The organism is Halobacillus litoralis, assembly GCF_004101865.1.
GTDB lineage: Bacteria > Bacillota > Bacilli > Bacillales > Halobacillaceae > Halobacillus > Halobacillus litoralis_A.
Map to the genome: position 1 here is coordinate 2751828 of NZ_CP026118.1, position 21454 is coordinate 2773281.

Annotated in this window: 20 protein-coding genes and 1 riboswitch; of the genes, 15 read left to right on the plus strand and 5 right to left on the minus strand. The window is 42.6% G+C overall.

From position 1 onward, the window contains the following. Positions 1-252 precede the first annotated feature (252 nt). Positions 253-1329, minus strand: a complete 1077-nt coding sequence (locus HLI_RS13825; protein ID WP_128525507.1) for an AI-2E family transporter — start codon at positions 1327-1329, stop codon at positions 253-255. A 226-nt stretch (positions 1330-1555) separates the two neighbouring features. Between HLI_RS13825 and pepT the strand changes: the two genes are divergently transcribed. The 5 genes from pepT to HLI_RS13850 all read left to right on the plus strand — a co-directional run bounded on the left by pepT (position 1556) and on the right by HLI_RS13850 (position 5448). Then, complete coding sequence (pepT, locus tag HLI_RS13830; protein ID WP_128525508.1) at positions 1556-2788, plus strand: peptidase T; 1233 nt, start codon at positions 1556-1558, stop codon at positions 2786-2788. 318 nt (positions 2789-3106) lie between these two features. Next, positions 3107-3886: a TerC family protein gene (locus tag HLI_RS13835; RefSeq protein WP_128525509.1), complete on the plus strand. Its 780-nt coding sequence runs from the start codon at positions 3107-3109 to the stop codon at positions 3884-3886. A gap of 432 nt (positions 3887-4318) precedes the next feature. Further along, positions 4319-4513 carry an SE1561 family protein gene (locus HLI_RS13840; RefSeq protein ID WP_128525510.1) on the plus strand — a complete coding sequence of 65 codons (195 nt, stop codon included), beginning with the start codon at positions 4319-4321 and terminating at the stop codon, positions 4511-4513. Next, positions 4510-4986 carry a GNAT family N-acetyltransferase gene (locus HLI_RS13845; protein ID WP_128525511.1) on the plus strand — a complete coding sequence of 159 codons (477 nt, stop codon included), beginning with the start codon at positions 4510-4512 and terminating at the stop codon, positions 4984-4986. The genes HLI_RS13840 and HLI_RS13845 overlap by 4 nt, the downstream gene beginning before the upstream one ends. 12 nt (positions 4987-4998) lie before the next feature. After that, on the plus strand, positions 4999-5448 hold the full coding sequence (locus HLI_RS13850) for an OsmC family protein (RefSeq protein WP_128525512.1): 450 nt from the start codon (positions 4999-5001) through the stop codon (positions 5446-5448). Between the two features lie 102 nt (positions 5449-5550). On the opposite strand, the gene HLI_RS13855 is transcribed toward HLI_RS13850, so the two are convergent. After that, positions 5551-7212: a glycoside hydrolase family 13 protein gene (locus tag HLI_RS13855; RefSeq protein WP_128525513.1), complete on the minus strand. Its 1662-nt coding sequence runs from the start codon at positions 7210-7212 to the stop codon at positions 5551-5553. A 310-nt stretch (positions 7213-7522) separates the two neighbouring features. After that, positions 7523-7672: riboswitch (FMN riboswitch) on the plus strand. A 134-nt stretch (positions 7673-7806) separates the two neighbouring features. Here HLI_RS13855 and ribD point away from each other — a divergent pair. From ribD to HLI_RS13900, 9 genes are all read left to right on the plus strand, one after another. Then, entirely contained in the window at positions 7807-8922 is a 1116-nt protein-coding gene (gene ribD / locus HLI_RS13860; RefSeq protein ID WP_128525514.1) for a bifunctional diaminohydroxyphosphoribosylaminopyrimidine deaminase/5-amino-6-(5-phosphoribosylamino)uracil reductase RibD, read from the plus strand. Continuing rightward, on the plus strand, positions 8903-9553 hold the full coding sequence (ribE, locus tag HLI_RS13865; protein ID WP_128525515.1) for a riboflavin synthase: 651 nt from the start codon (positions 8903-8905) through the stop codon (positions 9551-9553). Before ribD ends, ribE begins: the two co-directional genes overlap by 20 nt. A 12-nt stretch (positions 9554-9565) precedes the next feature. Continuing rightward, complete coding sequence (locus tag HLI_RS13870; protein ID WP_128525516.1) at positions 9566-10759, plus strand: bifunctional 3,4-dihydroxy-2-butanone-4-phosphate synthase/GTP cyclohydrolase II; 1194 nt, start codon at positions 9566-9568, stop codon at positions 10757-10759. 16 nt (positions 10760-10775) lie between these two features. Then, positions 10776-11243: a 6,7-dimethyl-8-ribityllumazine synthase gene (ribH, locus tag HLI_RS13875; RefSeq protein ID WP_128525517.1), complete on the plus strand. Its 468-nt coding sequence runs from the start codon at positions 10776-10778 to the stop codon at positions 11241-11243. A 205-nt stretch (positions 11244-11448) separates the two neighbouring features. Next, positions 11449-12873 (plus strand): cryptochrome/photolyase family protein, encoded by a 1425-nt coding sequence (locus HLI_RS13880; RefSeq protein ID WP_128525518.1) that lies wholly within the window; start codon positions 11449-11451, stop codon positions 12871-12873. Positions 12874-12948: 75 nt separating this feature from the next. Beyond that, positions 12949-14190, plus strand: a complete 1242-nt coding sequence (locus HLI_RS13885) for an aminopeptidase (protein ID WP_128525519.1) — start codon at positions 12949-12951, stop codon at positions 14188-14190. A 246-nt stretch (positions 14191-14436) separates the two neighbouring features. Continuing rightward, the gene (locus tag HLI_RS13890) at positions 14437-15453 is read left to right on the plus strand and encodes an acyltransferase family protein (protein ID WP_128525520.1); all 1017 of its coding nucleotides are present in this window, start codon (positions 14437-14439) and stop codon (positions 15451-15453) included. Positions 15454-15505: 52 nt separating this feature from the next. Next, positions 15506-16336 carry a GNAT family N-acetyltransferase gene (locus tag HLI_RS13895; RefSeq protein ID WP_128525521.1) on the plus strand — a complete coding sequence of 277 codons (831 nt, stop codon included), beginning with the start codon at positions 15506-15508 and terminating at the stop codon, positions 16334-16336. 53 nt (positions 16337-16389) lie between these two features. Beyond that, the gene (locus tag HLI_RS13900; protein ID WP_128525522.1) at positions 16390-17055 is read left to right on the plus strand and encodes a type 1 glutamine amidotransferase domain-containing protein; all 666 of its coding nucleotides are present in this window, start codon (positions 16390-16392) and stop codon (positions 17053-17055) included. 48 nt (positions 17056-17103) lie between these two features. Here the strand turns inward: HLI_RS13900 and HLI_RS13905 are convergent, their stop codons facing one another. Continuing rightward, positions 17104-18456 (minus strand): YjiH family protein, encoded by a 1353-nt coding sequence (locus HLI_RS13905; protein WP_128525523.1) that lies wholly within the window; start codon positions 18454-18456, stop codon positions 17104-17106. 194 nt (positions 18457-18650) lie between these two features. On the opposite strand from HLI_RS13905, the gene HLI_RS13910 reads away from it, so the two are divergent. Then, positions 18651-19589 carry a YbgA family protein gene (locus tag HLI_RS13910; RefSeq protein WP_128525524.1) on the plus strand — a complete coding sequence of 313 codons (939 nt, stop codon included), beginning with the start codon at positions 18651-18653 and terminating at the stop codon, positions 19587-19589. A gap of 1 nt (position 19590) precedes the next feature. Here the strand turns inward: HLI_RS13910 and HLI_RS13915 are convergent, their stop codons facing one another. Beyond that, positions 19591-20454: a fructosamine kinase family protein gene (locus HLI_RS13915; RefSeq protein ID WP_128525525.1), complete on the minus strand. Its 864-nt coding sequence runs from the start codon at positions 20452-20454 to the stop codon at positions 19591-19593. A gap of 18 nt (positions 20455-20472) precedes the next feature. Further along, positions 20473-21363, minus strand: coding sequence for a GNAT family N-acetyltransferase (locus tag HLI_RS13920; protein ID WP_128525526.1), 891 nt, complete (start codon positions 21361-21363; stop codon positions 20473-20475). Positions 21364-21454 lie beyond the last annotated feature (91 nt).

Genomic DNA, 21454 nt, shown 5'->3' on the forward strand with positions numbered 1-21454 from the left:
ATCATACTGGAACATTCGATTCCAAGATGTTGTGTGGAGGAAGGGGCGTTGGGGAACGAGTCGCTTTCCGCGGGAGTCCGTTGAGCCTCCTCGAGCTAACTGGCGAGACCCCGCAGAGCTTTAGCTCGAGGAGGCTTGCCGTCTTCCCCGTGGAAAGCGAGCCATTTCCAAAACCCCAATTCTCCAAGCAAAAGTAACGAAATCGATCTTACAAATAAGGGGGCTTTAATGGGATATTATCAATGTTATTGATTATTTATGGTCCGTTTCGGCTTTTCTTTCTAACCATTCGTTATAAAAGTGGCTGGTAATGGCTTTGACTACAGCGTAAGCCGGGATGGCAAACAGCAGTCCAAGGAATCCGGCTAAACTTCCAGCCGCCAGGATCAAGGTGATGATCGTCAGGGGATGAATGTTTAAAGCTTTCCCCATGACATTCGGGGATACAAAGTTTCCTTCTAGTTGCTGAGCGATGATGGTGATGACGACGACCCAAACGGCGAGGATTGGATCCTGGAAAAGACCGACGAGAATGGCTGGGACAACAGCTAAGAAAGGACCGACGAATGGGATGACATTCATGACCATTGCAAATAAGGACAAGGTCAAAGCATAGTTGAGATCGATGATCATATAACCTATCAAGAGCAAAAGACCGACTACGATGCTTACAGTCATTTGACCTAGAATAAAAGCATTCAACGTGTAGTCGACAGAGTGGGCAAGTTTTTCAAAACTCTTTGCTGCTCGTTTATTCAGGAATTGTTTCACAAAGGGTACGAGCTTATCGCCATCTTTCAACATGAAAAACAAGAAAAATGGAATGAGTACAAGTGCGAAAATAAAGCCGATCAATTGGCTTATGACGTTGATGATAATCTTGGAAGCGTTTTGCAGGTATGTCTGTAAATTTTGAGTGACACTCTCAATCGTCCCGTTGAACTGGCTTGGGATAATATCCTGATTCTGGTGCCAATAAGTGATCGTTTCACCCAGCATCTCAGCCATTTCCGGAATGTTGTTCACAAGCTTAGTGAATTGCTCCTGAGCAATCGGGGCGATGAATCTTGTAATTAAGAATCCGATAAAGATATAAAACAGAAAGATAATCAAAATAGCTGAAATGCGCGGGATGCGGTACTTTTCTAAAAGCTTGAGAATCGGTCTGGAGATATAAAATAGGATTCCGCCCCCGATTAAAGGAACGGCTACAGCTCCGATATAGGTCAAGATCGGATCGAAGAAGAACTGGATTTTGTGCAGCAATAATATGAGCAACGAGATTAAAATTGCTGCTGCTATAACTTGAAACCAACGTTTATGAATCATTTTTTAGACACACCTTTTATGTAAAATTGCATTCTATCATTAAATTCGGCATCGAGAAGGTAATTCCTTTAATGACTTATTATAAGGGCAGCACAATCCAAATAAACACCATGTATAAATGGAACACTAATCTAAGAATATCAAATATTGGTTGGGAAGCAATACATTTACTTTTTATCGTTGTGCGAATAAACTGATAAAGAAGAACTTTTGAGGAGGAAAGCAATTGAAAAAAGAATTACTCGAACGCTTCACATCATATGTGAAAATAGATACCCAGTCTGATGAAAAAAGTGATAAAACCCCTTCTACGGAAGGCCAATGGGACCTTGCACATCAACTGGTAGAAGAATTAAAAGCTATAGGTATGAGTGATGTTACTGTGGATGAGCATGCTTATGTGATGGCAACACTTCCTTCCAATACAGATAAAGATGTACCTACCATCGGATTTCTTGCTCATATTGATACAGCGCCAGATTTCACAGGAAGTAACGTAAAGCCGCAAGTGGTTGAAAATTATGATGGGGGAGACATATTTCTAAATGAAAACGTTAAGTTGACGCCTGGAGAGTTTCCTGAACTTGTTACATATAAAGGTCAAACCTTGATTACAACAGATGGTACAACTCTTCTTGGGGCTGATAACAAAGCGGGGGTAACTGAAATCATGACGGCTTTGAACCACCTTTTGAAGCACCCGGAAATTAGGCATGGGGAAGTGAGAGTAGCTTTTACGCCAGATGAGGAAATCGGTAGAGGACCCCAAAAGTTCGATGTGGATCGTTTTGGTGCTTCTTATGCTTATACAGTAGATGGCGGGCCCGTGGGTGAATTACAGTTCGAAAGTTTTAATGCAGCTACAGCTCAGGTCACTTTTCATGGGCACAGTGTTCATCCAGGAACGGCCAAAGGAAAAATGGTCAATGCATCCAAGCTGGCCATTGAATTTCAGAATGCTTTGCCCGAAAAAGAAGCACCGGAATATACAGAAGAATATGAAGGTTTTTACCACATGCATTCTTTTGAAGGTGATGTGGAAAAAGCGGAACTGATTTATCTCGTACGCGATCATGATAAAGAAAAGTTCGAAAAAAAGAAAACTACTCTTATAAAGTATGCGGGTCAAATGAAGGAAAAACACGGAGAGGATCGAGTATCCATCGAAATAAATGATCAGTATTACAACATGGGTGATAAAATCCGTCCACAAATACAGATAGTAGATATTGCTCGCAAAGCGATGGAAAAGTTGAGTATAACTCCTTTAGTCAAACCGATTCGCGGAGGGACAGATGGCTCACAATTGTCTTATATGGGGCTGCCTACGCCTAATATCTTTACTGGAGGGGAAAATTTTCATGGCAAATATGAATACATATCCCTGGAAGGTATGGAAAAATCATCTAAAGTGATTGTCGAAATAGCGAGACTTTTTGAAGAAGAAACCGATCTTTGAAGAATTTCGCTTTTTCATCAAACGTTCGTTTAGCACCTGCATAAGGAATTGTGTCTGTCCTCATACTAAAGTTATTCCAGGATGTGGGTAAAGATACCCGTTGACAATAGAAGGTTGCGTGCTATGATAGGTATAGATGTAGCATTCCTAAAGGGGAGTAGCTGGTACAATAAAGTCGTCATTTCGGGAAAAATCCCCGGCTTTATTGGCAACGTACGTTGTTAGCGAGACCTTTACCCACAGTGGTAAAGGTCTATTTATTTGGTCCTTACCATAGCGGTGGGGATCATTTTTTTATGGGAAAAGGAGAGAATATACGTGGATGCACAATTACTGATTGAATACGGCTGGGTATTGATTGTCTTAGTAGGTTTAGAAGGAATACTTGCAGCAGATAACGCACTGGTATTGGCAATCATGGTTAAACACTTACCAGAAGAGAAAAGGAAGAAAGCTTTATTTTATGGTTTAGCTGGTGCTTTTATACTTAGGTTTGGATCTCTATTCATCATCTCATTCCTCGTAGATGTATGGCAGGTACAGGCGCTGGGTGCGGCCTATCTGTTATTCATCTCTGGTAAACACCTTATCGATAAATGGCGGAAGCGCGGGGAGGAAGAAGTAGAGGAAGTAACCGAAGAGGATGCAATGAACCAAAGAGGGAAAGGGTTTTGGGCTACTGTACTCAAGGTAGAACTGGCTGACCTGGCATTTGCTGTCGACTCCATCCTTGCTGCCGTTGCGTTAGCTGTCGCATTGCCTGAGACGGATCTGCCTTCTGTAGGTAGTTTAGATGGTGCTCAGTTTGCTGTTATTCTTACCGGGGGTATGATCGGTATCATCATCATGCGTTTTGCAGCAAACGTGTTCGTGAGATTGCTTAAATCAAGACCTGGTTTGGAAGTAGCCGCCTTCGTTATCGTTGGCTGGGTCGGTGTGAAGCTTGTTGTATCTACCCTTGCTCATCCAAATATCCAAATACTTGATGAGCACTTTGCCCACTCAACAGTGTGGAAGATAATTTTCTACTCTGTGCTTGTTTTGATTGCTGTCCTTGGTTGGTTTTTATCAAGCAAAAAAGAAGTAGAAGAAGCGTAAATAAAACAAGGCTGTGACAAAAGAATTTTTTCCGCTAGAAACCCCGAAATTCGTTCGGGGTTTCTTTATGAAGCAATAAATACATACGCCGCTCCGGCAACATACTTCGCTTTCCGCGGGCACGGCCTCAGCCTCCTCAGAAAGCAAAGACCGCTGTCTTCCGGGGTCTTCGACTCGTGCGTTCCCGCAGTAGTCTACGTATGTTGACTACGCTCCATTTGATCCATTCTACCTTATTGTTCGTCTTTTCAAGTGGCAATTAGTGTTTTGTCCCAGTCCCGTTTTTAGTATATCTGCCATTGCTATTATCGGAATTTGCCGCACAACCTGAGCATTCGTTCGGGTTTTAGTTTGATGATCTTAATCGTTTCATCTTTTTCTGAATGGAGGTATGATGGAGATAACCATACTTTTGAATGAGGAGGGACCAGGATGGGGAAAGCAGCTCAACATCCTTCTGAACAGTTTCATTATATTAAGAATCGTATCCAAATGTTAAACCAAGTCGTCTCCACAATGGAGGCCGAAGATGTGGATATGGAAGATTTCAATCGTGTACTCGACATGATTGAACAATTACAAATGAAGATGACACGCTTCAAAAAAGACTGGGAGCAAGGTTCATGAACGCTCTGCATTTGAGTTTGATGACACAGGATGAAGCCGAAACAATAGCTGCATGGAAGTATCCGCCTCCCTATAACTTTTACGATATGACGGCTGATGAAGAAGACTATGAAGAGTTCATTCATCCAGAAAAAAGAAGCCGGCATACGTACAGTGTTTATGATCGTCACCAACTCATCGGCTTTTTTACTATAAACCCGTTGGGGGAACGAACGGTCGATATCGGGTTGGGTATGCACCCCCAGCTTACGGGAAGAGGAAAGGGGAAGGCATTTTTAGAACAGGGACTTGGTTTTGTTAATCATCAATATCAAGCTGATTCCTTCACTCTTTCTGTCGCTGCCTTCAATCAACGGGCTATTTCAGTCTATGAAAAGGCTGGGTTCTGTAGGAAAGAAACCTTCATTCAAGCGACTAATGGAGGGAAGTTCGAATTCGTTAAAATGGAGAAAAATATTCACGATAAACGTTAGGAGAGAGTTACTTTGGCTTTACATCACTTTCATTTGAAAGCAGACTGGCCAGGAGGCCGTAATGAAGTCGGTTATATAGAGTCCGATAAATTGAAAACTGAAATTTCTATTCCGAAAGAGATGAATGGACCTGACATTGGTACGAACCCTGATGAAATGTTGTTAGGGGCAGCCGCTACTTGTTATATCATCAGTTTAGCCGCAATGATTGAACGAGCAGATCTGCCATTGAAAGAATTGGATATGGAGTCTGAAGGGATTGTCGATGTTACAGAGGGCGTATTCACTTATAAAAAAATCATTCATCGCCCACGTGTTTTATTGAGTTCGGAAGCGGATGAGGTAGACTTGAACAAATTAAATCGATTAATAGAAAAAGCAGAAAAGAGCTGCATGATTTCTAAAGCCATTGAGGGTAACGTTGAGCTTGAAATGGATGCAGAGACGTATATTAGTGAATAATGAAAAAGGCCTCCAGCCATGATTGGCGAGAGGCCTTTTTTGTAATATGGAAAATTATAAAGCGGCCAAGCATGCGGATGTTTTGGGTCTTGGTGCAGGAATTTATTTATCTAACAAATATACTCTGGCTTCGAATGGCTTTAAGGTGAAACTCTTTATCCCCACATGCTGATGAACATTATAATTGGACAAAATCATCTGCTCAGAACTTAAAGTGTAAGAAGACTGGAAACTGCATTCAGATTTCGTTAAGTTCGTAATGACAAGTGCAACCTTATTATCAAGTGTACGAGTGTAGGCATAAATGCAAGCATCATCTTCCAGCAACAAGTCATAGGACCCATATGTGAACAAGGCGTGCTTCTTTTTCAATTTAATCATTTCTTTATAATGACTCAATATGGATTGAGAACTGCTTTGTTGGTCCTCGACGTTGATCACTTTATAATTCGGATTGATTTTCATCCAGGGTGTGCCGGTCGTGAATCCTGCCTGGGGCTTGCTGCTCCATTGCATGGGTGTTCGGCTGTTATCGCGGGATGTGTTCCAGAGAATTTTCATGATGTCCTCATGCTTCATTCCTTGTTCTTTTTTCGCTTTGTATAAATTCTTTGCCGCCACATCATCATAATCTTCGATGGAAGGGAAGGCAACATTCGTCATTCCGATTTCCTGTCCCTGGTAAATGTATGGAGTCCCTTGCATGAAGAAATACATGATCCCGATCGAAGTTGCGCTCTCACGCCAATATGTTTCATCATCACCCCAAGTGGAAACGACCCTCGCTTTGTCGTGGTTCTCAACGAACAGTGCATTCCAACCGTCATCTTCAAGCGCTTTCTGCCAGCGGGTCAATACTTTTTTCAAGCCGATGATATCAAGTTGCTGCTCTGCATCTTGATCCCAAAGATCTAAGTGTTCGAATTGGAAAATCATATCCATTTTTCCGTTGTCCCCGACCCAGAGGTCCGCTTCCTCTGCATTGACTCCGTTCGCTTCACCGACAGTCAGGACATTATAGTTTGAATATGTTCGCTCCTTGAATTCTTGTAAAAATTCATGAATTCCTTTTTGGTTCATGTGCATATCAAAGGAAGAAACATATTTCTTCTTTTGCGGATTCGGCATGTCGGGGAAGCCGGGACGCTTTTTGATGTGGCTGATGGCATCAATTCTGAATCCATCAATTCCTTTATCCAGCCACCAATTGACTGTATCATACAAGGCTTCACGGACTTCAGGGTTTTCCCAGTTCAAATCCGGCTGTTTTGTTGAGAACAAATGGAGATAATATTGATCCGTCTTTTTATCATACTGCCATGCTGAACCATCAAAAATACTCTCCCAATTATTCGGCTCGGCTCCATTCTTCCCATCTCGCCAAATGTACCAGTCACGTTTAGAATTGTCCTTAGACTGGCTGGATTCAATGAACCATGGATGCTCATCACTTGTGTGGTTTAAGACAAGGTCGATGATCAACTTCATGTCACGATTGTGCACTTCTTCCAATAACTGATTGAAATCGTCCATTGTACCGAATTCTTCAAGGATATCCTGGTAGTCAGAGATATCATATCCATTATCATCTTTCGGAGATTTGTACATAGGACAGATCCAAATGAAGTCGATGCCCAATTCTTTCAAGTAATCAAGCCGATTGATCATCCCTTGTAAGTCCCCGATCCCGTCTCCGTTTGAATCTTGAAAACTGCGGGGATATACTTGGTAGCCTACCGCCTCTTTCCACCAAACACGTTCCATAAAGATTCCTCATTTCATAATGATATTTGTCCAAAGACTCCATCTGTTTTTATGCAACCGATTGCATTTTTTAATGGGTAATGGAAGTCTGTTCTTTTCAAATAATTATAGATGAAAGTATGAATGAAATCGCAGTATAATAGTCTGATTTATGCAAACGTTTTCTTAATGTATCCTATGTTATCTGATTTTTTGGGCTTTTACAATAGTTTAAAAAGGAGAAAAAATAATAAAACAGAGTTGAATCATAAGAATTGCACTATCTTTTGTTTTGATTTATATTTACTATATAGGAACATAATAAAATATCGTTAACCTTCGGGGTCGGGTGGAAATCCCAACCGGCGGTAATGAGCATTTGCTCCGAGCCCGCGACGGAGAACCAGTGTCAAGCACGGTTCTCCCTGATTTGGTGAAACTCCAAAGCCGACAGTCAGAGTCTGGATGGGAGAAGGTTTCAGAAGCGTAAAAGGTACAAAATGTAACGAGACGTGTACCCTTTATTAGGTGTACTCGAAAATTTTACGTATAAGACCCTGGGGAAGTATGTCTTCTTCAGGGTCTATTTTTTTCGGAAAAGTGCAGGTGAAAGTAATGGATCGTGATGAGAGATACATGTCTATGGCGATACAAATGGCTGAGGAAACAGTCGGTCAGACGAGTCCTAACCCTTCCGTAGCCGCAATTGTAGTCAAGGACAACCAGGTGGTCGGTGTGGGTGTACATGTCCGAGCAGGGGAGCCCCATGCAGAAGTCCACGCATTGACCATGGCTGGCAGTAAAGCAGAAGGTGCCGAGATTTATGTCACATTAGAACCATGCAGCCACTATGGAAAGACTCCTCCTTGTGCGGAAGCAGTCATTAAAGCTGGGATAAGGCGAGTTGTAGTAGCATCCCATGACCCCAATCCGAAAGTCGCAGGCAGGGGTATACAGATGATGAAAGATAAAGGGCTGGAGGTACGTACAGGTGTATGGAAAGAAGCGGCTGACGAACTGAATCGCTCATTTTTTCATTTCATACAGACGGGAGAACCCTATGTCAGACTGAAATCGGCGATGAGTTTAGATGGGAAGATAGCGACTGCTTCGGGTGAAAGCCAGTGGATTACAGGGGAAGAATCCCGTCGTGATGGCCATTTTTATCGTCATAAATCTGATGCTATTTTGGTCGGGGTCAACACGGTGCTTGCGGATAACCCTGCATTGACAACGAGGATTGAAGGGAATGGCAGCCATCCGATAAGGATCGTAATGGACACCCATTTGAGAACGCCCCTTTCATCTCAGCTTATTTTAAATGATCAGGCCCCTACCTGGATTTTCGTAGGCAGCCAAGTCCCGGATGCACATTTGCAATCTTTTCAAGAGCATCCGCATGTCCGGGTCATACCTCTAGTGGGTGAAAGGGTGTCTGTTGAAGAGGTGCTCCGATACTTAGGTGAGCACAAAGTGACGTCGTTGCTTGTCGAAGGAGGCGCTACAATCGCTGATGCATTCGTCCGTTTAGACAAGGTAGATGAAACGATCACTTATATGGCCCCGAAGCTTATTGGTGGAAAAGAAGCGTTGACCCCTGTAGCAGGAAAGGGGATTCAGCAGCTGAAAAACGTGCAATCTTTTCAAATCGTTTCCACTGAAATACTGGGAGAAGATCTGAAGATTGTTTCAGTGAAAAAGGAGAATGGCGATGTTTACAGGGATAGTTGAAGAAATAGGGACATTGAAATCTGTGAAAAGTAAAACCGAATCATTAGAGATTACTGTGACGGCAGAAGAAATATTAACAGATGCCAAGCTCGGGGATAGCATTTCCATTAACGGTGTCTGCTTGACGGTGACGGATTTCACGGAGCACACAGTTTCTTTTGATGTCATGCCTGAAACCTACCGGGCTACGAATATTCACGAATTGAAACAAGGAAGTCCAGTGAATCTAGAACGGGCCATGGGCGCCGGGGGGCGCTTCGGGGGTCACCTTGTATCCGGTCATATTGATGGTACAGGTACGATCGTTTCCAAAAATCCAGAATCAAACGCAGTTTATTATGAAATTGAATTGCCTGATGAACTCATTCATTATTTTGTATATAAAGGTTCAATCGCTGTTGATGGTACGTCCTTGACTGTTTTCGGCGTAAAGGATAATAAAGTGACGATTTCTTTAATTCCTCATACGATGGAACACACGGTACTAGGTGGGAAAGGTCCTGGGGATCACGTGAACATCGAGTGCGATATGATCGGAAAGTATGTAGCCCACTTCTTGGGCGGTCAAAAAAACGAAGAGCCTAAGTCAGGATTGTCGAAGCAATTCCTCTCTGACAATGGCTTTGCTTAAGAGGGTGAGAGTATGTTTGATAGTATTGAAAAAGCAATAGAAGATTTGAAGCAGGGAAAAATGGTTATTGTTTGTGATGATGAAGATCGTGAAAATGAAGGAGATCTGGTTGGAATTGCGGAATATGCCACACCAGAGATGATCAACTTCATGATCAAACATGGACGCGGGTTGGTGTGTACACCTATTACAGATACATTGGCAGAAGATTTAGAGCTGATGCCGATGGTTGACAAAAACTCTGACCCGAACGGAACAGCTTTCACTGTCAGTATCGATCACAAAGATACCACGACAGGGATTTCGGCGGATGAACGGGCTTTGACAATCAAAGAAATGCTCAATCCTGAAACCACGGCTGCAGACTTTCAAAGACCTGGTCATATTTTTCCGTTGATTGCAAAAGAAGGCGGCGTCCTTCGCCGGGCAGGTCACACAGAAGCTTCTGTGGACTTGGCTCAACTAGCAGGGGCTCGCCCAGCGGGAGTCATTTGTGAGATAATTAAAGATGATGGGACAATGGCCCGTGTTCCTGACTTGAGAAAAATGGCAGATGAATTTGACATCCCAATGATTACTATCGCAGACCTTATCCAATATCGTCATAAGAAAGAAAACCACGTAAAACGTGAAGTGGAAGTGAAGATGCCTACAGAATACGGTGATTTCCGTGCCATTGCTTTTTCCAATGATATCGATTATAAAGACCACATCGCTTTGGTCAAAGGGGAAATCAACCCAGATGAACCTACACTTGTCCGTGTGCACTCAGAATGTCTGACAGGTGATGTATTCGGTTCCTATCGATGTGACTGTGGTCCTCAACTGCACAACGCTTTGAAACAGATTTCTGAAAACGGAAGCGGTGTTTTGCTTTATATGCGTCAGGAAGGCAGGGGCATCGGTCTTTTGAATAAGCTTCAAGCCTATAAACTGCAGGAAGAAGGCTACGATACCGTAGAAGCCAATGAAAAACTTGGCTTTGGTCCGGATCTTAGAGATTATGGTGTCGGTGCTCAAATTTTGAAAGACTTAGGCATTACGAAATTGAAGATTCTTACGAATAACCCCAAAAAGATTTCAGGTCTTGGTGGTTTCGGTCTTGAAGTTGTTGAACGCGTACCGATTCAAACGGAGTCCAGAAAAGAAAACGAAGTGTATCTCAAAACCAAACAGTCCAAAATGGGACATTTATTCCACTACTAGAAGGAGAGTCAAACAAATGGTCAAAACAATAGAAGGCAGCTTAGTCGGAACAGGATTGAAAGTAGGAATCGTTGTAGGACGATTTAATGATTTCATTACAGGGAAATTATACGAAGGTGCTGTCGATGCATTTAAACGTCACGGTGTTGAACTGGATGATGTGGAAGTCGCTTATGTACCTGGCGCGTTTGAGATTCCATTGGTAGCCAGTAAAATGGCTGGCTCCGGTAAATATGATGCTGTTGTTACATTAGGAGCTGTCATCCGCGGGTCTACACCACATTTCGATTACGTATGCAGTGAAGCAGCTAAAGGGGTATCGCAAGCCACACAGCAGAGTGGTGTCCCAGTCATCTTCGGAGTTATCACCACAGACACCATCGAGCAAGCAATTGAACGGGCAGGCACAAAAGCTGGTAATAAAGGCTGGGAAGCAGCGACGGCAGCAATCGAAATGGCTACTTTAATGAAAAACTTTGAATAAAGGACGATGAGCTGACCATGTTTCCTGGTCAGCTTTTTTTATTGTGGAAACCTGACAGGAAGGATTTTTTAAGAGAAAATCGAGCAGAGGAAAATAAAAGATGAAAATTTATAACCATCCATATTCCAAGTGCTCTGCTTATCTTACAGAATCGTGGTTTACACCCGCAAGTTTAAAGGAAGGATAAAGGAGAAGGAGGGGCACGATGACGACACGCGCTGTCTGGTTTCGCAGAGATTTGCGATTAAATGATCACACCGCTTTAGCCAAAGCGTTAGAACATACAAAAAAAGGGGATGAAATCGTTTGTGTATTTCACATAGACCCAGCATTGAATGAAACATTCACCCCTAACCACGATTACTTTTTCCAAACATTAGCTACCCTTGTTGAAGATGCGGAACAAAAGGGTGCGCCTATCCACTTTATCGAGGGTGATATTGAAACCGCATTCCAGAACTTGATTGAACAGTTAGATGTTAATATGGTCTATTTCAATCGTGATGAAACTGGGTATGGGAAGAAGCGTGACCAGCAGCTTCTTCCATTCTTGAATTCCATCAATGTAGAGGTTTACCACTATATTGATCATCATTTACATGGCTCAGGTGAAGTGAGGAAGCAAGATGGAAATCACTATAAGGTCTTCACTCCCTATTTCAGGAAATGGAAACAGCTCCAGAAACCAACTGTACAGAAGGTTGACCACGAACTACTCTCGAAGGTCTCCATCAATGAAAGGGTGTCTTTTTCGCAAGGGATAAAGGCTTTCGATGATTTGGTGAATCATACAGAAAGAGTGTTTGAAGGAGTCGGTGAAAAGGAAGCCCTACAACAGTTGGAGCATTTCCTTGAGGAAGATATTTATGACTATGACGAACGGAGAGACTACCCCGCCGTTGATGGGACGAGTCTTATGTCCCGTTATTTACGTACAGGAGCGATTTCCATTCGTACCATCTATCATCAGATTGAAGATCGAATCGACCACCGCAGAAAGACGACAGGTGTTGATACGTATGTTTCTGAGCTCGCCTGGCGTGATTTTTACAATATGATTTATCATTTCTATCCAAATGCAGGAAATGAAGAAATGGTGCAAAAATACCAGGGTATCCCTTGGAATAATGATGAAGATATATTAAGGAAATGGCAAGAAGGACAGACTGGCTTTCCCCTTATCGATGCAGCTATGCGCCAGCTTAACGAGACGGGGTGGATGCACAACCGCTTGCGGATGGCTGTGGCTTCTTTTTTAACGAAAGATTTACTCATCGATTGGCGTAAAGGGGAACGCTATTTTAAAGACCGATTGATCGATTACGACCCTGCATCTAATATTGGGGGATGGCAGTGGGCTGCATCCACGGGCACAGACCCAGTTCCTTACTTTCGGGTCTTTAATCCGACACGTCAATCGGAGCGATTTGATCCGCACGGCCGGTTCATTAAAGGATGGTTACCTGAGCTTGAGAATGTAAAAAAGAAACACATTCACGATCCCAGCCGGATGTCTATTGAGGATCAAGAAGAGGCCAATTGTATCATAGGCGAGGATTATCCTGCTCCTATGGTGGATCACAAGCGGATGAGAGAACGGGCGATTGAATTATTTAAAGACAAAACATGAATGGCCTCTTTCTGGGAAACCAGTGGGATATATGAAATAATAATAGAAGATTACCAATTGTTGGAGGGTTCTAATATGGATAAGCATCAAAAGCAGTTAGAAAAATATGCAGACTTAGCATTGAAAAAAGGAGTGAATATCCAAAGAGGACAAGGGATAATCATAAACGCTCCGATTGAAGCGGCGGATCTCGTTCGTACGATTTCAGCTAAAGCTTATGGCAAAGGGGCAAAAAACGTCCACGTGGAATGGGGCGATGAAGTACTTAGTTATATGAAAATGAAAAACGCACCTGCGGAAGTCCTGGAAAACTTCCCGAAATGGAAAGCAGAGGGTCTTGAAGAGATGGTTGCAGATGGATATGCATTACTATCTATTTATGGGCCGAATCCGGACCTTTTCAAAGATGTTGATTCGGAGCGAGTGGCAAAAGCAAATAAAGCAAGTGCGGAAGCTTTGAGCGATTACAGAGATTACATTATGAATGATAAGACTACATGGTCGATCATCGCTTATCCTCAACAAGCCTGGGCAGAAAAAGTGTTCCCGGATGTTTCACCTGAAGAGGCCCAAAACAAGCTGTGGGAACAGATTTTTCAAATTACGCGGATCGATCAAGAAGATCCAATCAAAGCTTGGGAAGAGCATAACGAGCGTTTGCGTCAAGCACGTGAGTATCTTAATCAAAAACAATATAAAAAACTGCATTATAAGGCCCCTGGCACCGAGCTTTCGATTGAACTTGTGCAGGATCATATCTGGCACGGCGGCTCTACGGAATCTGACAAAGGCGTAGAATTCAACCCGAATATGCCTACAGAAGAAGTGTTTACAATGCCGCACAAGAACGGGGTCCAAGGGAAAGTGACGAGTACGAAGCCGTTGAACTATGGTGGCAATCTTGTTGAAAATTTCACATTGTCTTTTGAAAATGGCAAAGTGGTCGATTATAAAGCAGAAGCAGGCGAAGAGACCCTTAAACACCTGTTGGGAACAGATGAGGGTGCGAAACGTCTGGGAGAAGTAGCTCTTGTACCGAATGAATCTCCAATTTCGCAGTCAGGACACATTTTCTTCAATACGCTTTATGATGAAAATGCCTCTTGCCACTTAGCTCTAGGGAAGGCCTATCCAACCAACATAAAAGATGGTTCTTCATTCAATAAAGGGCAAATGGATCAACACGGGGTCAACGATAGCCTGGTACATGAAGACTTTATGATGGGTTCTGCAGAACTGGATATAGATGGAGAAACGAAAGAAGGAAACTTTGAACCTATTTTCCGTAAAGGAACATGGGCCATCAGTTTTGATTAATAAGAGCTTTTCAAAAGGGACACCTTGTGGGGGGGTGTCCCTTTATGGTGGGCGTTATCATAGTTTCCTCTTCTTCAAATATGGTTGGGCTAAAGAGAAGTTACATTTATGATTCCATAATGACAATCAGGTTACAGTTCATTTAAATTACAGCAAATTAGTCTTAAAATGCAAAGGAATGTGGTAAATAAAGAGTAGAAGAAAAATATTAAAGGGAAGTTCAATGAAAAAGAAGGGTGAGACAACATGAAGCGAGACGCTTTTTTTGATAATGCGAAGTTGGTTTTAATCTTCCTGGTAGTATTCGGGCACATGATTCAGCCTTTCACAGATGGTTCCAGACCTATGTACACCCTATATACGTGGATCTATACGTTTCACATGCCTGCTTTCATCTTTTTGGCTGGATTCTTTGCCAAAGGATCTGGTGAAAAAGATTATATTATACAATTAGCTAAAAAATTGATTCTGCCCTATCTGATTTTCCAATTGGTTTACACAGGATATTACTTTTTCATTGGAAAAGATTCTGGTTTGACTGGAATATTCTATCCGCACTGGTCGCTCTGGTTTTTATTCAGCCTTTTCTGCTGGCATATTCTCCTGTATTGGTTCAAAAAAATCCCACCACTGCTCGGAGTGGCGATTGCTGTCCAAATTGGTGTTTTAGTCGGATATTTCAGTGACGTAGGACATCATTTCAGCCTGTCACGGACGTTTGTATTTTTCCCGTTCTTTTTGGCGGGGTATTGGTTGACGAAAGACCATGTCCACAAATGGAGGACTCGTCGCATCAAGGAGATCAGTCTCGTTTTAATGGCCGTTGTAGCCGGTATGATTGCTATGTTTCCTGAGTTCAGTTCAGGATGGCTGTTAGGTTCTAAATCCTATGAGGTATTAGGTAGTCCGGAAATGGGCGGACTGATCCGATTAGGTGTTTATCTGCTAGCCGGACTCATGATGATCAATGTGTTCGCCTGGATACCGAACAAAGAATTCCGTTTGACTTACCTGGGTGGAAAAACCCTCTATGTTTACCTGTTGCACGGGTTTTTCATTCAGTTTTTCCGCGAAGCCAACTGGTTTAAAGTCGATCACATATTAGACGTAATAGGATTGGGAATTGTGGCGGCATCCATCGTTTACTTGTTATCCAGCAGTATAATTCGGACGTTGACCCAGCCGATTATTGAAGGTCGTATCCAACTATTGAAAAAGTGGTGGCACCGCACGGACGCTAAAGATTCCAATCTACAATCTTAAGAGGTTTTTCCTCTCCCTTTGCCGAACATTTATTTATAAAGGGAGGCAGAGTATGAAAATCTTATCTATGATGGATTGTTCTTATCATGATGCAGTCACTGCTTGGAACGGCAACTTTCAAGATTATGACGTGAATGTAAAGACAGATATTGATGGTTTAACTAAAATGATGAGCTCGAAAAGATTATCACCTCTGTATTCTTTCATTGCCTATGAAGAAGAGCAGCCAATCGGTATTGTGCTGAATAGTATCCAAGAGGTCGCTGGGAAAAAAGCAGCCTATAACGGGGGGACCGCTGTTCATCCAAAATATCGTAAAGAAGGAGTCGGTTCTGGGTTGGTCCACTCTTCTCTCGATATTTATAAAAAGTCGGGAGTGGATGAAGCGACTCTTGAAGCAATCTCGACGAATAAGGCGGCAATAAGCTTGTATGAAAAGAACGGCTATCATATTAGGGATTGGCTTCATCTCTTGCAGAAACCGCCTTCAAACCGTCTGGCAGATGGTCCGTATTCGCTGTGTCAGCTTAACAAAAGAGAGTGGCTGGAAGAATTCCCCCTTAATAATGAGTATCCTTGGCAGAATCAAGCTGCTTTTCAGGATGCGGGGGAATATTATCAAATCATTAAAGATGACAAAGCATGTGGTCGGTTGGTAATCTCCCGCGAAAAGAAGAATCATATGACGATCTTTCAACTTTCAAGTGAAGAAGATTACGAGGAAGTAATAAATGCACTTTGTACCTATTTCCCTTCTGATCAAATACTAGCGTTTAATATCCCGGAAAGTCACCCATCATTCAAAGCTTTTATACAAGCTGGATTCAAATCAGTCCTGGAACAAGTGTGGATGATAAATGCATTAAGGAATACTTCTGTTTGAAATACACACACTTGTAAATAATAGGGGAGACATGTATAAGGAGGTTAGTTGGCATGGCCAAAAAAATTCTTATGATCGTTACGAACGTCGATCAAATGGATAAGGACAACGCAACGGGATTATGGTTATCGGAGTTTGTTGAACCATCTACAGAATTTCAGCAAGCAGGATATGAAGTTATCGCATCCAGCCCCAAAGGTGGGCGCATTCCTATTGATCCCAACAGCTATAGTAATGAATTGCCTCGTGTATGGGACGGGGTCATGGAACCTATTCATGATACCGTGCCTTTATCCAAAGTTGACCCGACCGATTTTGCTGCCATCTTTTTGTGCGGGGGTCACGGAACGATGTATGATTTTCCTGAAAATGAGCAGCTGCAAGACCTGCTCAGGCACTTTTTAACAGAAGAGAAGATCATCGGTTCGGTTTGTCATGGCCCGGCAGGCTTCGTAGGAGTGGTAGACCATAACAGTCGCCCAATTTTAAACGGAAAGAAAATAACAGGATTCACAAATGAAGAGGAACAACAAACTGGTCTGGAATCAGTCGTACCGTTTATGCTGGAAGACCAATTGAGAGAAGCTGGTGCTGATTTTGACGCCGGGGAAGCTTTTAAGGATCATGTGGTAGTTGACGCTCCGTTTGTGACTGGTCAAAACCCACAGTCCAGTTTAAGCACAGCACAAAAAGTAATCGAGCAGTTAAAAAACCGCTAAGCTTATTGAAGCTTAGCGGTTTTTTTAGCTGGTTCTGCTAATATGACCTTAGAATAAAAAGTGAGCGATGAGTGTGATAATTGGCAAAGTGATGATTGTACGCTGAAGGAAAATGATGAATAAATCAAGAATATTCACTGGAACCTTAGAGCCAAGCAACAGCCCACCGACTTCAGACATATAAATAAGTTGTGTGACAGAAAGAGATGCAATGATGAAGCGGGTCATTTCGCTTTCAATACCTGATCCGATGATGGCTGGCAGGAACATGTCTGCAAAACCTACGAGAATTGTTTCTGAAGCTTCTTGTGCGAACGGAACTTGCATTAATTCAAGTAATGGGATGAAAGGCGTACCGATCCATGCGAAGAACGGGGTGAATTCAGCAATTACAAGTGCAATCGTACCTAAGGCCATTACTATAGGGGCTACTCCCATCCACATGTCCAAGATGTTCTGAGTTCCTTGTTTGAAGAATTGTTGAAGACCACTTGACTTACTACCCTGTTCAACAGCTTTTGTATAGCCGTAAGTGAACAAATTGTGCTGTTCAGGGACATCTTCGTTTTGGTCAGCTGGTTCTTCAGTTACATACGTATCCGCTTTTCGTGAAAGTGGTGGAATTCTTGGCATAATTAGTGCTGCGATGAATCCTGCGAACCCGACCGTCAAGTAAAATGGTATAAACATGTGCCCTAACCCAACTTCTTGGATGACAACGAGACTGAAGGTAATCGATACGACAGAGAATGTCGTTCCGATAACGGCTGCTTCTCGTTTCGTATAATAACCTTCTTCATATTGCTTACTTGTCAGAAGGACACCAATCGTACCATCGCCTAACCACGAGGCAAGTGAATCAATTGAAGAGCGTCCGGGTAAACGGAAAAGCGGGCGCATGATTTTTGTTAATATAACTCCAAATAGTTCAAGTAAACCGTAATTTAAGAGTAACGGTAAGAATAGACCGGCAAATAAGAAGACAGCGAAAAGTACATGCAGTAATGAATCAAGCAGCAATCCCCCTGTATTTTCAGAAATGATCGCTTCCGGTCCGATTTGAAAGTAGACCATTATTGCAAAAATCATACCTAAAATTCGGGTGACGACCCACACGGGCGGGACATTGAATAATGATTGGAAGAATGGATATTTTTCCAAAGAATTCGATCCGGCAATCTTTGTGATAATCGTTCCGACAGCCGTGATTGTTATGATGATTGTCATGATCAGTGATAGATAATCGGCTAATTCCGTTTCAAGCCACCCCGCGAGTATGGCAATAGGAATGGTGATCGCTCCATCTTCACCGGCAATCGGAAACATGAATAAGAAAATCCCGATCAAGGATGGAATGATGAAACGTAAATGCGAAGATGATTTAAAGTCTTTAGCTTTCATCCAAAATCTCTCCTGACGTTTTTCTGTTTTTATTTATGAACATTAAAGAATAAATATACAACATTATATATTCTATTACTTTTCACGACAAAATCCAATAGGGAATTTGTAGAGATAGGTCCATTTATGTTTATTCTACAGGAAACAGAGGAAATCCTGCTTGTACTGGATGATGCGTAAAAAGGGGGATGAGGATGAAACGTTTTGCCGTACCAAAAGTTGTTATCAGTCGGTTCATAGAGTTTGCTGAAGTAAGATGCAACGGAGCAGGAATTCCGAAAAAAATGGTCCAGCGCATGCAACCCTATGTGGAGTTTGTATATAGCTTACCGGAGTCGGAAGTCAGTTCAGGTCTACCAGCTGAGCGATTAGTTCACCTTGGCACAGAGGAAGATGAGACAGACAAAGTGGTGAAGCGGATCTCCCAAACATTAGAAAAGTACTTCCCTTTTGCTGATGGTTTATTATTGAAGAGTTGCACTCAAGAAAACGTGGGGCAAGGTGTGAATGGGTATCGAAGCACTGAGCATTCCGAAGTCTCAGCAGGTATGAGTGGATTTATCACAGAGGTATCGGTACAAAATAAAGGACTGGCAATTGAAGAAATGGGGCGGTTGGAAGAGCTCACTTCAAGGTGCCATTTTTTGACAAAACTGTTCACATTGGCTTCATTTCGTGAAGTGAAAGAAAGTGGGAAGATGAATAGCTTGCGGCAGTTTCATGCAACCAATAAGTATTTATTCATGGCTTACCATCCGGATACGTTAAAAAGGATGGGCCGGGCGGTAGCGAATCATGAACATTACTCCTTGGAAATGGTTTTTGAAAATTATGAGGGGCTTTTGCATGAATTGTTGAGGGAACCGGCTAAACCAAGTGCCCACGTAAATGTTTGTCAGCACATTTACGGCTATTTCAAAAAAGAACTTACTAAAGAGGAAAAGGAAAATTTCCGGTCATTATTGGGACAGTATAAAAGGGGGGAAGTACCACTCAACGCTGTAATCAGGGTTTTGAGTAACTGGGCCTCACATTTTCAAAGCGATTATTTGAAAAGGCAAACTTACTTTGAACCTTACCCCCAGGAGCTTTTAGACATGTCTGATTCAGGAGAAGGGAGTACCTACTCCTGAATCAGATATACCTTTTCAAAATACGGTCGACGCTTTTGCCGTAAGGCTCTCCGAAAATGTTCAAGTGGACAAGCAGATAGAACAGCTGGTAGAGGGGTTTCGTATCTTCATAGTAATCGGGAAGGGGGAAGACCTCTTTGTAATGATCATAAAATGATTGGGAAAACCCACCGAACAATTCTGTGAAAGCTAGTTCAAACGCATGGTCTCCGTATAATACAGAGGGATCGATAAGGAGGGGAGTCCCTGCTGAGTCAGTCATCCAATTTCCTCCCCACAAATCCCCGTGCAGCAAGGAAGCTTTGGGTTTAGAAGGAATCCAAGTATCTAAACGATCAATCAGTTTTTCCAAGTGGATACGGCGTTGTTTCCCTATCGTTCCATTGGCGACACCTACTTCTGTTTGTTGAAGCAGGCGGAAGCGGGCATAATATTCTGTCCAAGAATCGCACCATTCGTTCGGCTGATCCAGTTCACCGACGAAAGTAGGTTCATGGAAACCGAATTTATCAGTGGTTTGTTCGTGCATCTGAGCCACTTGTTGTCCGAGCAGGTCATTGGATGCAGAAGTCCCCGTCTCAATCCATTCCATAGCGAGGGAGGCCTTTTCACTATCTTGTGGTTCGTCGAAATGATAAACATCAGGCACTTCGATAGTTTGGCTGTTTCTGATTATCTCCAGCCCCTTTGCTTCTGCTCGAAAAAAATGGGGAGGGACGTTTTCGTTAATTTTGATGAAGTATGGCTGTGACTCCGTTTTCACATAAAATGTCTGGTTGATGTCGCCTCCGGTTACATGTTTACTTGTAATTATACTGGAGGAGTCCCCCAGTTTATCCAAGGTTTCACGAATAAAAGTTTCCATCATACCCCTCCTGATTTATTAGTGGTAATAATTGGTGGCCGGCTTGGTGGTCTTCTGATAAGCGTGAATCGTGTTGATCGTCCTGAAGCCGAATTGCTTATATAATTCTTCCGCCTGCTGGTTTTGGGTACGGACCGATATTGTGACCACATCCAAGTCCAAAGCGTAAAAAGCATACTGTAGTGCATGATGGATCAATGCTGATCCGATCCCGCTACTTCTGTGGCTTGGAGAGACATTGACAAAGCAAATTTCCCCTTCAAGATCCGGGATGATCGTTTCAAGATAGATGTACCCCGCCAAATCACCATTTTGTAAATAACCCCAGATGTGATTCCCATCCTCCTGAGAGAAATTCAACATTTCATTGGTCGTATAATAAGCGGCAGAAGGGTGCAGTTTATCCAAACTGCCGTAGTCTTCCATATGAATATCAACAATTGATTGATGCTTTTCGTCAGAAGCTTCATATACAGATTTATGAACAGCCAAAGTCCGTTCTATATTATAAAGCTCAAATTCGTGGCGCTCTACAAACGATATAAGAGGTTCATTGGATGCGAAACAGGCAACCTTAACTACATCAAAATGAAGCTGAGCAGTCAAAGAAGCTTTGTCCCATAATCGATCGATGACCTTCTCATGCCCCTTTGAAGCGAACGGGCCGAGAAGACGGCAAAGTTTCTGTTCAAAGAAAGGGAGAATCCCTAAAAAGCCGATGATTTCTTCGCCTTCCCATCCTACATAAGCCAAAGGTTCTTTGAACTGAGTCAACGTCCAAATTTGTTCGAAAATCTCATTAGGATCTGAAGCCATCCAAGCTACATAATGATCATCTTGCTCGTTCATATGAAATAACCAATTCGCAACCGTATGCAGCTCTTTTACTTCCAACTCACGAATCTCCATAACAAAATCCCCTTTCATCATAAACAAATTCTTACATAGGTGATAAGAAAAGTGCAAGCGCCTTGGTCAACCCCGACAAGCTTAAGACGTG